The following is a 15,838-nucleotide window of genomic DNA, read 5'->3' as shown; positions in this document are numbered from 1 at the left end:
CTCCATGGATGAACCCAGACACGGACGGCAAGACCGACATCCGCTGGAGCCGGTAGCCCAGGGCTGCTGGCTCGTCATCCCCTACAAGGACACCGACGAAGGCGAGCGGACGGTCCCGGCGGGTGAAACCTTCTGGGAGTCCAATTACATCTGGATGCGAGACATGAGCGGGCAGCGGGTGGCTCAGGCCACCGCCGGCCAGCCGGTGCGAGTCTTTGTCCGGATCCGCAATCGCGGGACGCTGACGTCGTTTCCCACGCGCGTCACCTTCGCGTTCGTGGATGCGTCGCTGGGCATCGCCTGGAGCGCGCCCAGGGTCCTCGCCCAGGTAGGAACGAATGTGCCGCCGAATCAGCTGGGCCCCGGGGTGATGGACGTGGAATGCCCCGTGCCCTGGGTTCCCGGGCCCTTCAGCACGCACGCGTGTCTGCTGGTGATGTGTGACGGCGTGCTCATGGACCGGCCGACGGTGCCGTGGAGCGCGGGGTTTGATCGGCACGTGGCGCAGCACAACGTCACCATCGTCCCGGCGGCGCCGGGTTCGACCCTGACGTTCCCGCTCCAGTTCGCGACGGTGCTGGCGAGCACTTCGACCGTGCGATTCGCCGCGCAGGCCGCGTGGGTGGAGGCGAGCGACGCCGAACAGGTGCTGCGCTACGCACCGGGCCGTCGGGGCGTTCGCGGCACCCTGCTCGAACCCGGCATCGTCAAGGAGAGCTTCCGCCCGGGCCGCATCGAAACGGTCGGAGCGCTGGACGAAGGCCCGCTGGACTACCAGGCGGAGGCCCACGGGGAGGCCGTGGGGTTCGTCGCGCTGGGGGAGCCGCTGGAGTCCCGGCCGAGGGAACTCCAGCGCGTGGACTTCGACCTCACCGTGCCCTTCGGAGAGGAAGCGCCGTTCCTGCTCATCCGACTGGCCCAGGTGGAAGACGGTCTCGTGACCGGCGGCTACACGGGGGTATTTCAGCTGCGGCCGTGAAGCGGGAGTAGGCTGTTCGCGGCATTGCTCCCCCCGGGAGGAAACCCATGTCCCAGCAACGTCGTGCCGCGTGCGGTTGCGGTCAGCTCCACCTGATGCTCACAGGCGATCCCCTCCGGGTCTCCATGTGCCACTGCCTCGCATGTCAGCAGCGGACCGGAAGCGTCTTCGGCGTCCAGGCGCGGCTCCACATCGGAACCGGAAACACGGGGCGGCTGGTGCGGTCCGCGGGCCTGGAGATCAAGCTGAAGCTGTCAGGCCCGCTGGGCGGGGACGCGCAGATCGCCTCGGAGGTCGTCGCAGGTCGCTGTGACGCGGTCATCTTCCTGCGCGATCCCCTGTGCGCGCGAACCCACCTTCAAGGCCGCTCCCCGCCACCCCACTTCCCCCCTCGTCTGGTCGCAATCCCTGGCGGCGAGCGCGCAGAAGTGGGCGGACCAGAGCGCCAAGACCTGCGGCGTCCTGAAGCTTGGAGGTGGGAAGGGACACCCGGACTACCGCTACGTCGGAGAGAACCTCTACACCGCGTGGTCCAAGGCAGGCGCCACCGGCTTCGACGCCTCGGCAGCCGTGAAGAGCTGGGCGGCGGAAGCCAGGTACGTGAGGTTCTCCTCCAACCACGAACCCCTTAGCGTGGACGGCCACCAGATCGGCAACTACACCCAAATGGTATGGCGCGACACGACGGCGTTGGGCTGCGGGGCCGCCACGTGCACCGACCCCTCGAAGCCCGCCACGCCCCCGGTGAAGTTGTACGTCTGTCACTACGGCCCGGGCGGCAACTATTCGGGCGCGAGGATGTACTGAGGCCCCCGCGCCCCGGCACCCTGCTGGGGAGCCCCTACCCGTGCGTCACCGGCCGGGACACCTCTGGCGACGGAGGCGCCTCGTCCCCGCCCTTGTCCCGGCTCAGCCACCTGCCCAGCCGCGTCTTGTAGCGGTCCGCCACCACGTAGAAGGCGGGCACCACGAGCAGGCTCAACACCGTGGACACCGACAGGCCGCCCAGCACCGCGATGGACATGGGCGCGCGCGTCTCACTGCCCGCGCCCAGGGCCAGCGCCGCGGGCACCGCGGACATCATCGTCGCCGTGGACGTCATCAGGATGGGCCGCAGGCGCACCGGTCCCGCGCGCAACATGGCCTGCATCGCGTCCAGGCCCAGCTCACGCTGCTGGAGCGCGTAGTCCACCAGGATGATGGAGTTCTTCTTCACGATGCCCATCAGCAGCAGCAGGCCAATCATGCTGAAGATGTTCAGCGTGTTGCCCGTGACGAGCAGCGCGAACGACGCGCCCGCCACCGACAGCGGCAGGATGGTCAGCACCGTCACCGGGTGCAGGAACGAATTGAACTGCGCGCCCAGCACCATGTACGCGACGGCGATGCCCAGGAAGAGCGCGAAGATGAGGCTGCTCATCGAGTCGCGGAACGCCACGCTCGCGCCGCCCGCCACCACGCGGATGCCCCCGGGCAGGTTCTTGCCCAACTGCTCCACCGTGGCCAGCGCCTCCTCCTGGTTGGAGCCCGGCGCCACGTTGGCGAACAGGCTGATGGCCCGCTCGCGGTCGCGACGCGTAATCGCCTGCAACGCGGGCAGCTCCTGCTGCGTCACCAGCGATGACAGCGGAACCAGCGTGTTGTTCGCCGTGCGCACCTTGAGCAGCGACAGGTCCTCCGGCCGCGACCGCTGATCCGCCAGCAGCCGCATCCGCACGTCGATCCGCCGCCCGCCGCTGCTGTACTTGCCCACGCGCACGCCGCCCACCAGCGCGTTCACCGTGGAGGCCACCGCCTGGATGGGCACGCCCACGTCCGCCGCGCGCGCCCGGTCCGGCGTGATGCGCAGCTCCGGCTGGCCCAGTTGGTAGTCCGTGTCCAGGTCCACCACCTTGCCGGACGCCGTGAGCTGCTCGCGCAGGCTGGTGCTGGCCTCCACCAGCTTGTCCCAGTCCGAACCGCGCACGCTGAACTCCACCGGGAAGCCGCGCTGCGCGGTGAAGCCCGCCTGCGACAGGTCCTGCACCACCGCGCGCAGACCCGGGTAGCTGTTCAGCTCCTTGCGCAGCACCTGCGCGAACTCCGCCTGGGACATGCGCTGGTCGCGCGGCAGCAGCGTCAGGTTCATGTTGCCGGCGTTCACGCTGGAGCCGCCGCCACCGCCGCCCACCACCGCGAACACGCGCGTCACCTCTGGCCGGCTGGCGACGAACTCCTCCGCCCGCTTGAACAGGCGGTTGGTCTCCTCCAGGCTGCTGCCCACCGCCGTCTGCAAGCGCACGGACATGCGGCCCTGGTCCTGCGACGGGACGAACTCGCCCGGCAGCGCCTTGAACGCGAACGCGCTCAACACCAGCATCGCCACGGCCACCAGCAGCACCCGGTACGGCCGCACCAGCCCCCAGGCCAGCACGCGCGCGTACAGGTTCTCCAGCTTCGTGAAGGCCTTGTCCACCACCACGCCCACGCGGCTGCGGTGCTCGCGCGACGTCTTGAGCAGCTGCGCGCACCGCGCGGGCGCCAGGGTGATGGCCTCCACGTAGGACAGCAGCACCGCCACGCACAGCGTGACGCCGAACTGGAGGAAGAACCGGCCGATGATGCCCTTCATGAACACGACGGGCAGGAAGATGGCCACCACCGCCAGCGTCGCCGCCAGCGCCGCGAAGGTGATCTCCGCGGTGCCCTCGCGCGCGGCGCGCACCCGGTCCTTGCCCTCCTCCGCGTGCCGGAAGATGTTCTCCAGCACCATGATGGCGTCGTCCACCACGATGCCCACCGCCAGCGCCAGGCCCAGGAGCGTGAACGTGTTGAGCGTGAAGCCCAGGAAGTAGATGACCGCCACCGTGCCCAACAGCGACATGGGGATGGCCAGGACGACATTGAGCGTGCTCGACAGCGACCCCAGGAACACCCAGCACACGAACGCGGTGAGGATGCACGCGAGCAGCAGCTCGAATTCAATCTCGTGCACGCTCTCCTCGATGAACTGCGTCGAGTCGAAGTTGATGCTCGCGTTCATGCCCTCCGGCAGGTCCTTCTGCAGGTCCGCCAGCACCTGGCGCACCTCCTTGGCCACGGCCACCGCGTTGGAGCCGCGCTGCTTCTTGATGCCCAGGGCCTGCGCGGGCTCGCCGTTGACGCGCGCCAGCCGCCGCTCGTCCTCGAAGCCGTCCTCCACGATGGCCACGTCGTGCAGGTACACCGCGCGGCCCGCATCCTCGCGCACCACCACGTCGCGCAGCGTCTCCAGGTCCAACGCCTCGCCCATGAAGCGCACGTTGACCTCGCGGCCTTCCGTCTCGATGCGGCCGGCGGGCAGCTCCACGTGCTCGCGCTGGAGGGCCGCGACCAGGTCCGTGACGGTGAGCCCGTGCGCGTCCAGCTTCTGCGCGTCCACCCAGATGCGCACGTTGCGCTCCAAGAGGCCGCCCAGCATCACCTCGCCCACGCCGGGCACCGTCTGCAGGCGCTCCTTCACGCGGTAGCGGGCGAAGTCGCTCACCACCTGCTGGGAGAAGGGCCCGGACACGCCCAGCCACATGATGGGCTGGTCCTCCGGGTTGGACTTGGAGACGACGGGAGGATCGATGTCCAGGGGCAGCCGGCGCTGGGCCTGGCTCACCTTGGTCTGTACGTCCTGGAGCGCCAGGTCCACGTTGCGCGACAGGTCCAGCTCCACCGTGATGTTCGCGCTGCCCTGGCGCGCCGACGAGGTGATGCTCTTGACGCCCTCCACCTGCGTCACGGCCTCCTCGATGAACTCGACGACGTCCGTCTCCACCGCCTCCGGGTTGGCGCCCTCCCACGACACGGAGATGTTGATGGTGGGGAAGTCGACGTCCGGGAACTGGCTGATGCCGATGCGCTGGGCCGCCACCAGTCCGAAGATGATCGTGGCCGCCATGATCATCCAGGCGAACACGGGCTTCTTGATGCAGACGTCGGTGATGCTCATGGCCGACCCTCCGTGCCCGTGGCCGTGTCCGTGCGGGCCTCGGTCGCGGGCTGCTCGCCGGTGACCTTCGGCTTGGGGCTCTCCGACACGCGCACGGCGACGCCGTCACGCAGGGCCTCGGCGCCGCGCACCACCAGCGTCTCGCCGGGCTTCAGGCCCTCCTTCACCTCCACCCGTCCGTCCGACGTGCGCAGGCCCAACTCCAGGATGCGCTCGCGCGCCTTGTTGTCCGTCACCACGAACGCGAGGAAGCCGCGCTCGCTGGGGCGGATGGCCGTCTGCGGAATCACCGGGCTGCCGCCGCGCGTCTCCACCGGCACGCTCACCGTGGCGAACGCGCCGGGGCGCAAGCGTTGGGCCGCCTCTCCCGTCACCTCCGCCGTCACCGCCACCATGCGGCTCTGGTCGTCCGCGCTCGCGGCCACGTAGGTGATCTTCGCGGTGAACATCCCGCCCTCCGAGCGCACCGTGAACTTCGCGGGCATGCCCGGCGTGATGCGCGTCACGTCCGCCGCGGGCACGTTGAAGCGCAGCAGCAGCGGCTCCCGCCGCAGGAGCGTGGCCAGCACCACGCCCGGCTGCACGTACTGGCCGGTCTGCACCGTGCGCGTCTGGAGGACGCCGTCCATGGGCGCGCGCACGTAGGCGTCGCGTTGGTTGAGCTGCGCCTGATCCACCATCGCCTTCGCGGAGGCCACGTCCGCCTGCGCGGTGGCGGCGCGGGCCTGGAACGTCTCCAATTGTTCGGCGGGCAGCAGGCCCGGGCTCTGCGCGTTGACCTCCGCGCGGCGCTGGGCCCCGGCCTTCGCCTCCACCAGCGCGGCCTGGGCCTTCTGCAGCATGGCCTCCGCGGAGCGCACGGCGATGGCGTAGCGCGCGGGTTCGATCTCCGCGAGCGTGTCGCCCTTCTTCACCGTCTGGCCCTCGCTGAAGTTCACCTTCTCCAGCGCGCCCGGCACGCGCGCGGTGATCTGCACGCGCTCGAAGGCCTCCACCGCGCCCACGGCGCTGACCGCGTACTCCACGTCACGCGTCTCCACCGGCGCGACCTCCACGGGGAACTGGATGGGGCCCCGGCCGGACACGCCTCCCTTGCCGCCCTTGCCACCGCCCGCGGCAGCCGCCTCTTCCTTCTTGCAGCCCGGGGCCAGGGACAGCACGGCCAGGGACAGGGCCAGCACTCCAGTGCGTCGCATTGCCTTCACGGTTCCTTCCCCAATGGATTGAGTCCGACAGCGGCCCGGAGGCCCAGCAGCGCCACGCCCAGCCCATAGCGATTCCGGGCCAGCGCGACCTCCGCCTCGAAGAGACTGAGTGACGCGTCCGCCACGGTGAGCGCGGTGGACAGGCCCTGGCGATACAGGATGCCCGTCTCCGCGGCGTTCTTGCGCGCCGCGCGGGCCGCCTGCTCCGTCTGCGCGAGCGCCGCGCGGGCCGTCTCTAGATTCACCCGCGCCTGTTCGATGTCTACCGACACGCGCCGCGTGGCCCCTTGCGTGTTCAGCTCCGCCGCGTTGGCGTTGGCCACGCGCTCGCGGCGATCCGCGTAGCGCGCGCCGCCGTCGAAGAGGTTCCAGGTGAGGTCCACCGTGAGGAAACCGTCGCCGACGTTGCCGTTGAGACCCGCCTCGTTGGTGAGACGGAACTGGGCGTTCGCTCCCAGCGAGGGCAGCAGGCGGGCCAGGGGCTCCTTCGCGCTCTCACGCAGCGAGCGCACCCGCAGGCGCGCGGCGAGGATGTCCGGCCGCCGGTCCGTCGCCCCTGCCGTGAGCACGTCCAACGCGGGCGCGGGACGCGCGGCGTCCGAAAGCAGCGGCTCTGGCGGGGCAAGCCCCCCCTGGACGGGTTCGACGAGCAGGAAGCCCAGCTCCAGCCGGCTCGTCTCCGCGGTGCCCAGCGCCGCGGCGAGGTTGGCCTCCGCGGTGGCGACCTCCAGCTCCGCGCGGGTGACGTCATTGGTGCTGGCGAGCCCCGCGGTGGCCCGGGCCTGCGCGTCCGCGAGCCCCTGGCGCGCATAGGCGAGCCGCTGTTCGGCGGCCTGATACACCTGCTGGTTGGCCAGGGTGACGAGGAACGCGTTGGCGGCCGAGAAGGAGACCTGCCGGCGCGACTCCACCGCGTCCAACTGCGCCGCCTCGCTCTCCAGCTTCGCGGCCCGGTACAGGGGGATGCCGCGCGCGTCGAAGAGCACCATCCGCCCGTTGAAGTTGGCGCCCAGGGCGTTGAACTGCTGGAGGACGACGGTCTGTCCGCCCACCTCGCGGGTGGATTCGCGCAGGCGGCGCGTGTAGGTGCCGGCGGCGGTGAGGCTGGGCAGGAAGAAGGCCCGGGCACGGGCGACGCGGGCACCGGCGGCTTCCGCGAGCTGTCCCGCGGCGAGGACGGCCTCGTTGCGCTCCGACGCAAGCGCCACGGCGCGCTCCAGCGTCAGCGGGGTGGCGCCAGTGTCCGGGACCTGGGGCTTGGGAAAGGCGCTGGCGGGGGCCTCGGCGGGACCCGGGGACGCGGCAGGAGGCGCCGCGGGCTCCGGTGTCTGGGCGGACGCGTCCAGGGCCAGGACGGACAGGCAGGCTCCCAGGGGTGCGGCGAGGAGGGCACGGCGGACGGTAGGCATAAGGCGTGCGGTGGAACCGGGCGGTGTCGAAGGGTCAGTGGGCCCTATACACGGAAGGCGTCGGAGGGGGTGTGACAGTGGAGGGCCTGCCTGGACGATGCCTCGCGGATCGAGCCAGGGGGATGCGTTCAAATGCCGACGCTGGCGGTCACCTCGACCGTGAAGCGCGGCGCGCCCCTGAATGCCTGTCCCCTGCTTTTATTCCGGGTCGGTTCGCGCGGTGTCGGGTCATGGAGGGCTTCGGGCATGAAGGCGGGCCCGGTAGCAATAGCCCCGCGCCCTGACACCCGAAGGCCCTTGCCGACGAACCGGCTCGAAATCTCGACGAACCGTTCCCCCGCGAGCCCGAGCCGTCAGGCGCGACGCACGCCGGCCGCGTTCGCCAGCAGCAGCTCGCGCACCCGGGCGGCGCGTTCGCGGGCCACGGGGACCCGGAGCGGTGGCACGTTCGCGGCGCGCGACCCGATGAGCAGCGCGGTTTCGCCATCGCCGCGTTCGATCTGACGCACCAGCGCCAGGTTCACCAGCCAGTTGCGGTGCACCCGGACGATGGTCTCCCCGAACGTGGCCTCGATAGAGGAGAGCGGGAGGTCGAAGTCGAACTTCCCTTCGACGGCGTGCACGTACGTCAGTCGGTCATCGGCCTCGAACGCGAACACGGAGTCCAGCTCGATGAAGACCAGGGAGCGCTGTTGGCGGGCGACGATCCGCGAGATGGGTGTCACCTGCTGCCCGGGAGGCTTGCGCTGCTCGCGAAGCCGGCGGACGCAGGATGCGACGCGCTCGCGCGTGAACGGCTTGTGCAGGTAGTCGAGCACGCCCAGCTCGAAGGCCTCCAGCGCATGTTGCTTGTGCGCGGTGGCGAGCACGACAGCCGGGCCCTGCCGGCCCAGGGAGCGCACCAGGTCGATGCCGTCCTCGTTGCCTCCGCTGCCGACCAGCTGCACGTCGACGAACATGACATCGACCTCGAGCGAGCCTTCGAGCGCCTGGCGGGCCGCCTTGGCGGTGGCCACGGCCGCGACGACCTCGACGTCGCCCGTGTCGCTCAACAGCTCCGCCAGGTAGTCCCGGGCGGGCGGTTCATCGTCGAGGATGAGCGCGCGCAGGCTCATGTCCGGGCCTCGGGGATCTCCACGAGCACGTGGACGCCCTGGGCCGACGAGTCCACGGTCAGCCGCGAGTTGGGCAGGTGCAGATTGAGTCGGCGACGGACGATGTCGAGCCCCTTCGCCCCGGGACGCACCTTGTCCGGAGGCAGCCCCGGACCGTTGTCGTCGATCGAACAGACCACATAGTCCTCCCCGCCCGTCTTCCTGACGCGCCGGCTGCGCACGGTGACGCGGCCGTCCCCGTCGCGGCGCAGCGCCCCGTGTTTGACGGCGTTCTCCAGGAGGGGCTGGAGCAGCAGCCGGGGCAGCTTGAAGGAGCGCGTCGCCTCATCGATGTTCCACTCGAAGGTCAGGACGCCGCGATGCCTCGCCTCCAGGATCTCCGCGTAGCGCTGGAGCCAGTGCACCTCGCGGTCGAGCGTCTGCCATTCGTCTTCGTGTTCGGAGATGTCATCGAACAGCGCGCCCAGACACGCCAGCAGTCGCCGGGCTTCATCGGGGTCCTTGGTGACGAGCCCGGCGATGGTGTTGAACGTGTTGAGCAGGAAGTGGGGCTCCAGGCTCGCGCGCAGTTGGGCGATCTCCGACTGGCGGCGAAGCTCGCTGGCCTCGGCGCGGCGCCGTTCCGCGTCGGCGGCCAGGATGGGGTACACGAACGCGAGCATCCACAGCGCCAGGTTGCGGGAGAAGCCCAGCAGGTAGCGCAGCGTCACGGTCAGGTAGTCTGGATGCCGACCGAGCGTGAGGTTGAGCTCTGGCGCGCGCGGGTGGAAGACCCCCACGGCGAGGCAGCTGAACAGCACGGTGACGAGCGCCCCGACCCCGGCGGCGATCAGGAGCGCGTTCTTGTGGGTGGCGCCGCGACGCAGGGCGAGCTCGAAGGCGAGCGTGAGGACGGAGAAGTCCATCACCAGGAGGACGATCTCGAAGGTGAGCCCGTAGCTGCTGGCTTCGACCGCCGTGGCGCGCACCGCCCCCTTGAGCAGGACGAAGGCGGCGACGATCAGCAGGCCGACGATCAAGCGGCGTGACATGGGGAGGCCTGATTTCTCATCGGAGGAGACGGCAACCTACTACGCACGTCGGGGAGCGTCAGCCGGAGCGTGTAGGTGCGGTTTCTCTCCAATGCGTCTTGCCCGGGTACGGGCCGCGCCCGAGAATGCCCGTCCCATGCGTTTATTCCTGTTGGCAGTGCTGTGTGGCTCCGTGTTGGCGGGGTGCAAGAAGGACGATTCGAAGGCCGGAGCGCTGAACGTCACCATCGGCTACAGCGGCTTCAAGCGCGCGTGCCTCACGGTGACCGCCACGGATGATGCTCAGAACACCAACAGCACCACCGTGGAGATCTCAGAGGTTACGGGGAACCCGGTGTCGGTGGCGGTCTTCCGGGAGAAGGATTGGGGCCGCGTGCTGAACGTAACGGCTCAGGTCCACGAGTTAAATTGCTCGGGCCCGGTAGTGGCTTCGGACGACATGAAGGGGGAGGTCCCCAAGGAAGGAAAGCTCGATCTGGGTCTCACCGTGTCGGCGCTCGACAAGGACGACGATGGCTACTTCAGCACCGCCTTCAACGGCAGCGACTGCGATGACGACAAGCGCGCCGTGAATCCGGCCGCTACGGAAGTATGCAATGGCTGGGACGACAACTGCCGCGACGGGGAAAACGACGCCCAGGTAAAGCCGACCTGGTACGTGGACCAGGATGGAGACTCCTACGTCGGCACCGCAGTGCAGAGCTGCGCCGCGCCGCCGAACTCCGGCCCGGTCGCCATGGACTGTGATGACACGAATGCGCTCATCAACCCTGGCGCCAGTGAATCGCGTTGCGATGGCAAGGACGACAACTGCAATCAGCAGGTGGATGAAGGCTTCGATGTCGGCGGGTTCTGCGAGGATGGCTTCTCCTGCTCGGGCAAAAAGGCCTGCGACACAAACCCGGCATTGACGAAGTGCGTCGTCACCGAGGCGCCTGAGCAGTGGTACGTGGACCGAGATGGCGATGGGGCGAAGGGCGAGAGCGTGGGTCCGTACTGTGGTGTTCCGCCCACCGCGTCCACTGCGATCAACGTCCAGCAGGATTGCGACGAGGACTCGCGCTTCGTGAGCAAACTGCAGGTTGAGGTTTGCGACCGCCTGGACAACAACTGCGATGGACAGGTGGACGAAGGCTGCACACTTCCCCTGCCGGCCTGGAGCAAGTCCACCGTGACCCCGAGCGCCGAGCCCAACTTCGAATGGAAGGCCATCGCCATCTTCGGATCCACCGATGCATGGTTCGGGGGACGCAATCCGAGCCCGAGCATGGGAGGAGCCGTCTTCCTGACCGATGGCTCCACGGCGAACCCTGCCGCGAACTGCGACCTGCCGGTCTCTGCGGCCTGGGCTGGCACGAATCGACGCCTCATCCTCGCAACCGAGACGGGCTCTCTCGCGACAAGGCTCCCTGGGGACACCGGGTGTTATGGCCCCCCCGAGTTCTTCAACTTCGGGGCCTTCAATGGAATCACGGGCCTTGGGGGCGACCTCGGGCAGGACACGACGGCCTATGCCGTGACGAGCACAGGCAAGATCGTCAAGTGGTCGCCGCCTTTCGACACCCCAGCCACTGTTTCACTGGCGGGTGACGTCGGGAGCATCAACCTGCGTGCGATCAGCAGCAGGAACAGCCTGGAAACCATGCTGGCGGTCGGGGTCAGGGGCGATGGCTTCCCCGTTGCCTTCAGCTATCGTACCGGGAGTGGCACATTCGAGCAGGAAACCCTCCCATCCTCCACTGCGGTCTTCATCTACGGCGTGCATGTCCTGAGCGACCGGATTGCCTACGCAGCCGGCCAGGGGGGCAAGGTCTTTGAACGGCAGAGTGGGGTCTGGAGGGAACTGCCCACCGTCACCAATCCTGACGGCGGCGCGCCCACCGATGTCCTGGATGTGATTGCGTTCAGCACCAAGAGTGTCTACGTCGTGACGACATCGGGCGAGATCGCGTTCTACGACGGCTTGAGCTGGACAACGGTCTACAACGGTGACGACAAGTTGAACTCCATTGATGGCCTGGACTCCCGAAGATTGGGGGCCGTGGGGCAAAAGGGAGCAGTCGTGTACTGGCCGCCTCCCTGAGCCACCAGAGGCCAGGATGGAACTGCGCGCCGAAAGTCTCACCCTCCGGCACGGTCCCAGGACCGTGCTGGAGTCCATCGACGCGCGCTTTCCGCCGGGGACCCGGGCCCTGGTGCTGGGCCGCTCCGGCTCAGGCAAGACGACGCTCCTGAAGGCCCTCGCGGGCCTGCTCCTGCCCTCCTCCGGAAAAGTCACCTGGGACGGGCAGGACGTCGCGAAGCTCACGGCCCCGGAGCGCCGCAAGCAGCAGGCGGCGTTCGGGTTCGTCTTCCAGACGGACGCCCTCTTCGATTCGCTCACCGTGCGGCAGAACGTGATGCAGCCGCTGCTGCGCCGCCACGTCCCGGAACCCGAGGCCCGCGAGCGCACGGACGCAGTGCTGAAGTCCGTGGGCCTCACGGACGCGGCGGACACCCTGCCTGAACGACTCTCCGGTGGCATGAAGAAGCGCGCGGGGCTCGCGAGGGCGTTGGCGGCAAAACCAGCGGTACTGCTCGCGGATGATCCGTTCGCGGGCCTGGACCCGGGCACGGCGAGGCAGGTAGCCCGGGTGCTGTTGGAAGTGGCGGGCACGGGAACACTGCTTGTGGCCGCGCCGGAAGCGCCCCTGGACCTCCACCTGCCCCGCTGGCTGTACCTGAAAGGAGGCCGACTGGTGCACGATGGGCCCCCGGCGCCGGAGCTCGAGCGGACGCCAGACGAGGCCCTCGCATGACCCTTCCGTGGCCCCACCCGTGAGCAGTGCTGGCCTGACCTGGCTGGGGCGCTCGGTGCTGGGCGCCGTGGAGGGCGTGGGAGCGCTGGCGCTGGTCGCGGGGCGCACGGCCTGGGCCCTCCCGAGGCTGGAGCGGCGCGAACTGGCACGAGGCCTGGTGCAGTTCGGCTACGGCTCATTGCCCCTGGCGCTGGCGACGGCGGCCCTGGCGGGCGTCATCGTGGTGGTGCAGGCGGGGCTCTACATCCAGCGGTTCGGAGCCAGGGCCTTCCTGGGGTGGGCCGCGGGGTACGGGGTGCTGTGGGAGTTCGGTCCGCTGCTGCTCGGGCTGATCATGTCGGCGCGCATCGGAGCCCGGAACGCGGCGGAGCTGGCCACGCTGAAGGTGGGCGGGCAGATCGAAGGCCTGCGCGGCATCGGGCTGGATCCGTTCGCGCTGCTGGTGGCGCCCCGGGTGGTGGCGATGGAGGTGAGCATGCTGGCGCTGAGCACGTTCACGTTCCTGGTGGCCATCCTCTGCGAAGCGGTGGCGGCGAAGCTCACGTTGAATCTGCCGCTGCGGGTGTTCTTCGGGACGTTCGCGGACATGCTGAGCCCCTTCGACATCGTGGGGGGCGTGGTGAAGACGGGCGCCTTCGGGCTGGCGATCTCGCTGGTGTCCACGGCGGTGGGGCTTCGAGCGAAGGGCGGAGCCCGAGCCGTGGGTGAGGCAGCGGCGAGCGCGGTGGTGCTGGGGTGCGCGGCCATCTTCCTGTTGGACTTCCTGCTGACGACGCTGCTGTCGCGGTGGTCGACATGAAGCGCGTGCTGTCCTTCTTCGGAGCGCCGGTGGTGATGCTGGCGCGGACGGTGCGGGCAAGCCTCCGGGAAGGAGTCCCCCTGCGCGAAACCCTGGCGCAGGTGCACGAGCTGGGGGGGCGCAGCGTGTGGCTGGTGATGTCGGGCATGGCCTTCTTCGGCGCGGTGCTGGTGACGATCGCCAACGCGCAGGCGAAGAAGCTCATCGGCAACGTGGCGGTGCTGGGCCCGGCGTACTTCGAGATGCTGGTGCGCGAGCTGGGCCCCGCGGTGTCGGCCCTGCTGACGGCGGCGCGGGCCGGCGCGAGCCACTCCGCGGAGCTGTCCACGATGAGCGTGAACGAACAGGTGGAGGCGCTGGAGATGTCAGCGGGGGATCCGTACGCGGACCTCGTGGCGCCCCGGGTGCTGGCGGGGGTGGTGGGCGTACCGATGTTGAGCGTGCTGGGAACGGTGGCGGCGACGCTGTCGGCGGTGGTGGTGGCGAGTCTGGCATTCGACATCGACGGCCGGGCGTTCATGGACGCGAGGTACGTGGATGGGTGGGATGTGCTGGTGGCGGTGCTGAAGGCGGTGGGCTGCGGGCTCTACATCCCGCTCGCGGCGGCGGTGGCGGGGCTCAAGGCCCGGGGCGGCGCTGAAGCCGTGGGCGAAGCGACGACGGACGGCGTGGTGGCGGCGAGTCTGGGGTGCCTGTTGATTGATCTCACCGTGTCGCTTGCGTTCCAGTTCGTGCGCCTGTGAATGACTCCGGTCCCGACACGCTGGTCTTCGACGACGTGGCCATCGCCTTCGAGAAGGGCCGCCGCGTGTTGGACGGCCTGAGCGCGCAGGTGTCCACCCGCGAGCTGACATTCGTCGCGGGAGCGAGTGGTTCCGGCAAGAGCGTGCTGTGCCGCCTGGCGGTGGGGTTGTTGAGGCCCGTGGCGGGAGCGGTGACGTTGTTCGGGGAGCGGGTGGACACGCAGGCCGAACGGACTCTGGTGGGTGTCCGCCGCCGGGCGCCGTATCTGGTGCAGGGACCGGCGCTGCTGGACTGGCGGACGCTGCGGGAGAACGTGCGCCTCGCGGACCCGAACGCCCCGGAGGAAGCGGTGGAGACAGCGCTGGAGCAGGTGGGGCTGAAGGAATGGGCGGACCGGCTGCCACCGGAGCTGGGGCCGGGAGCGAAGAAACGGGCGGCCATCGCGAGGGCCCTGGTGCTCAAGCCGCGCTACCTGCTGTTGGACGAGCCAACGACGGGGCTGGACCGGAGGGCGGCGACGCAGGTGGAGGCGGTGCTGGCGTCGTTGAAGGAACAGGGATTGGGGGCACTGGTGGTGTCGCACGACTACCGGCAGTTGAGGGAGATCGCGGACCGGGTGTTGGTGGTGGCGAAGGGGCGCTGTGCGTACCTGGGGACGCCGGAGGGCTTCCTGGAGTCCCCTGCCCCGGAGCTGCGGACCTTGACGGCGCCGTTCATGGAGGGCGTGACGGATGGATGAGCAACGGCTGGAGTTGAAGGTGGGAGCGCTGGTGCTCGCGACGGTGGTCGGCGTGCTGGTGTTGCTGTGGTTGATGGGGGAGCTGACGCTGGGCAGGGGCTCCAAGCTGGAGGTGGACTTCGCGCACACGGGCAACGTGGTGCAGGGCGCCCCGGTGAAGCTGGGCGGCGTGCAGGTGGGCAAGGTGGATGCGATCAACCTCCTGCCGGCGCGAAGGGACGCGAAGGGAATCCCCCTCCCCGTCCGCATGGACCTGTCCGTCGAAGCGTCGGCGCGGGGAGCGTTGCGCAAGGATGCCCGGGTGACGGTGGGAACGGTGGGCCTGTTGGGGGAGCCGTATCTGGAGCTGAACCCAGGCAACGCGGAAGCCCCCCTGCCCGAGTCCGAAGCCTTGCGAGGCGTGGATGCGCCGCGCCTGGACCTGCTGTCGGAGCAGCTGTCGAAGTTCGTGACGCTGTTGTCAGAGATGTTGGAGCGGGACCCGGAAGCGGTGACGGGGCTGGCGGCCAACGTGTCACGGCTGGCGAAGACGCTGGATGAGGTCCTGACCGAGAACAAGGGCGACGTAAAGGTGCTGGCATCGGAGCTGGCGGCGGCGTCCAGGGACCTGCGCCAACTGTCGCAACTGGCGAAGGAATCGCTCCAGCCCGGGGGCAAGGGAGCGCGCCTCCTGGATGACGCATCGGCCGTGGCGGCGGTGATGCGAAAGGACCTGCCCGGCCTCACGAAGTCCGCCGGAACGACCCTGGAGGGACTGGCGGCGGTGACTGGCCCCCTGACTGCCGAAGATGGCCAACAGGTGAAGGTGGCCATCCAGCGCTTCACGGCAGCGGCTGGACAACTGGAGCAGATCGCCACCAAGGCGGACCGCGTCCTGGGACGACTGGAAGCGGGAGAAGGAACAGGGGGCGCCCTGCTGAAGGATCCGGCGCTCTACGACGAGCTGCGAACCCTGGTCACGGATCTGCGCAAGCATCCGTGGAAGGTTCTGTGGAAGGACTGATCATCTCAGGGGAAGGTGGAGCAACAGGACCGATGAACATCTACGTGCTCCGAGAACC

The 15,838-nt window shown here is 69.3% G+C and carries 13 protein-coding genes; 8 read left to right on the top strand and 5 right to left on the bottom strand.

The annotated features are described in order from the left end of the window. Positions 1-4 precede the first annotated feature (4 nt). Positions 5-979, top strand: a complete 975-nt coding sequence (locus OV208_RS09495) for a hypothetical protein (RefSeq protein WP_267573511.1) — start codon at positions 5-7, stop codon at positions 977-979. Positions 980-1,288: 309 nt separating this feature from the next. Then, a complete protein-coding gene (locus tag OV208_RS09490; protein ID WP_267573510.1) occupies positions 1,289-1,786 on the top strand; it encodes a CAP domain-containing protein in 498 nt (165 codons plus the stop codon). Between the two features lie 34 nt (positions 1,787-1,820). Here OV208_RS09490 and OV208_RS09485 read toward each other — a convergent pair whose 3' ends face one another. From OV208_RS09485 to OV208_RS09465, 5 genes are all read right to left on the bottom strand, one after another. After that, positions 1,821-4,937 (bottom strand): efflux RND transporter permease subunit, encoded by a 3,117-nt coding sequence (locus OV208_RS09485; protein ID WP_267573509.1) that lies wholly within the window; start codon positions 4,935-4,937, stop codon positions 1,821-1,823. Continuing rightward, complete coding sequence (locus tag OV208_RS09480) at positions 4,934-6,133, bottom strand: efflux RND transporter periplasmic adaptor subunit (protein ID WP_267573508.1); 1,200 nt, start codon at positions 6,131-6,133, stop codon at positions 4,934-4,936. The genes OV208_RS09485 and OV208_RS09480 overlap by 4 nt, the downstream gene beginning before the upstream one ends. Before the next feature lie 5 nt (positions 6,134-6,138). Beyond that, complete coding sequence (locus tag OV208_RS09475; RefSeq protein WP_267573507.1) at positions 6,139-7,551, bottom strand: TolC family protein; 1,413 nt, start codon at positions 7,549-7,551, stop codon at positions 6,139-6,141. A gap of 353 nt (positions 7,552-7,904) precedes the next feature. Next, a complete protein-coding gene (locus tag OV208_RS09470) occupies positions 7,905-8,666 on the bottom strand; it encodes a LytR/AlgR family response regulator transcription factor (protein WP_267573506.1) in 762 nt (253 codons plus the stop codon). After that, entirely contained in the window at positions 8,663-9,697 is a 1,035-nt protein-coding gene (locus OV208_RS09465; protein WP_267573505.1) for a sensor histidine kinase, read from the bottom strand. Before OV208_RS09465 ends, OV208_RS09470 begins: the two co-directional genes overlap by 4 nt. 136 nt (positions 9,698-9,833) lie before the next feature. Between OV208_RS09465 and OV208_RS09460 the strand changes: the two genes are divergently transcribed. The 6 genes from OV208_RS09460 to OV208_RS09435 are packed head-to-tail and all read left to right on the top strand — an operon-like array spanning position 9,834 to position 15,780. Beyond that, positions 9,834-11,780, top strand: a complete 1,947-nt coding sequence (locus OV208_RS09460; protein WP_267573504.1) for a putative metal-binding motif-containing protein — start codon at positions 9,834-9,836, stop codon at positions 11,778-11,780. Positions 11,781-11,796: 16 nt separating this feature from the next. Next, positions 11,797-12,495: an ATP-binding cassette domain-containing protein gene (locus tag OV208_RS09455; protein WP_267573503.1), complete on the top strand. Its 699-nt coding sequence runs from the start codon at positions 11,797-11,799 to the stop codon at positions 12,493-12,495. A 7-nt stretch (positions 12,496-12,502) separates the two neighbouring features. Beyond that, on the top strand, positions 12,503-13,294 hold the full coding sequence (locus OV208_RS09450) for an MlaE family ABC transporter permease (protein ID WP_267573502.1): 792 nt from the start codon (positions 12,503-12,505) through the stop codon (positions 13,292-13,294). Then, positions 13,291-14,037 carry an MlaE family ABC transporter permease gene (locus OV208_RS09445; protein WP_267573501.1) on the top strand — a complete coding sequence of 249 codons (747 nt, stop codon included), beginning with the start codon at positions 13,291-13,293 and terminating at the stop codon, positions 14,035-14,037. Before OV208_RS09450 ends, OV208_RS09445 begins: the two co-directional genes overlap by 4 nt. Then, positions 14,034-14,777, top strand: a complete 744-nt coding sequence (locus tag OV208_RS09440) for an ATP-binding cassette domain-containing protein (RefSeq protein ID WP_267573500.1) — start codon at positions 14,034-14,036, stop codon at positions 14,775-14,777. The genes OV208_RS09445 and OV208_RS09440 overlap by 4 nt, the downstream gene beginning before the upstream one ends. After that, positions 14,770-15,780: an MlaD family protein gene (locus OV208_RS09435; protein WP_267573499.1), complete on the top strand. Its 1,011-nt coding sequence runs from the start codon at positions 14,770-14,772 to the stop codon at positions 15,778-15,780. Before OV208_RS09440 ends, OV208_RS09435 begins: the two co-directional genes overlap by 8 nt. Positions 15,781-15,838 lie beyond the last annotated feature (58 nt).

Origin of the sequence: Corallococcus sp. bb12-1, from assembly GCF_026626765.1 — a bacterium.
In the GTDB taxonomy this organism is placed as follows: Bacteria; Myxococcota; Myxococcia; order Myxococcales; family Myxococcaceae; genus Corallococcus; species Corallococcus terminator.
This window is presented reverse-complemented; position numbering and strand designations above follow the sequence as displayed.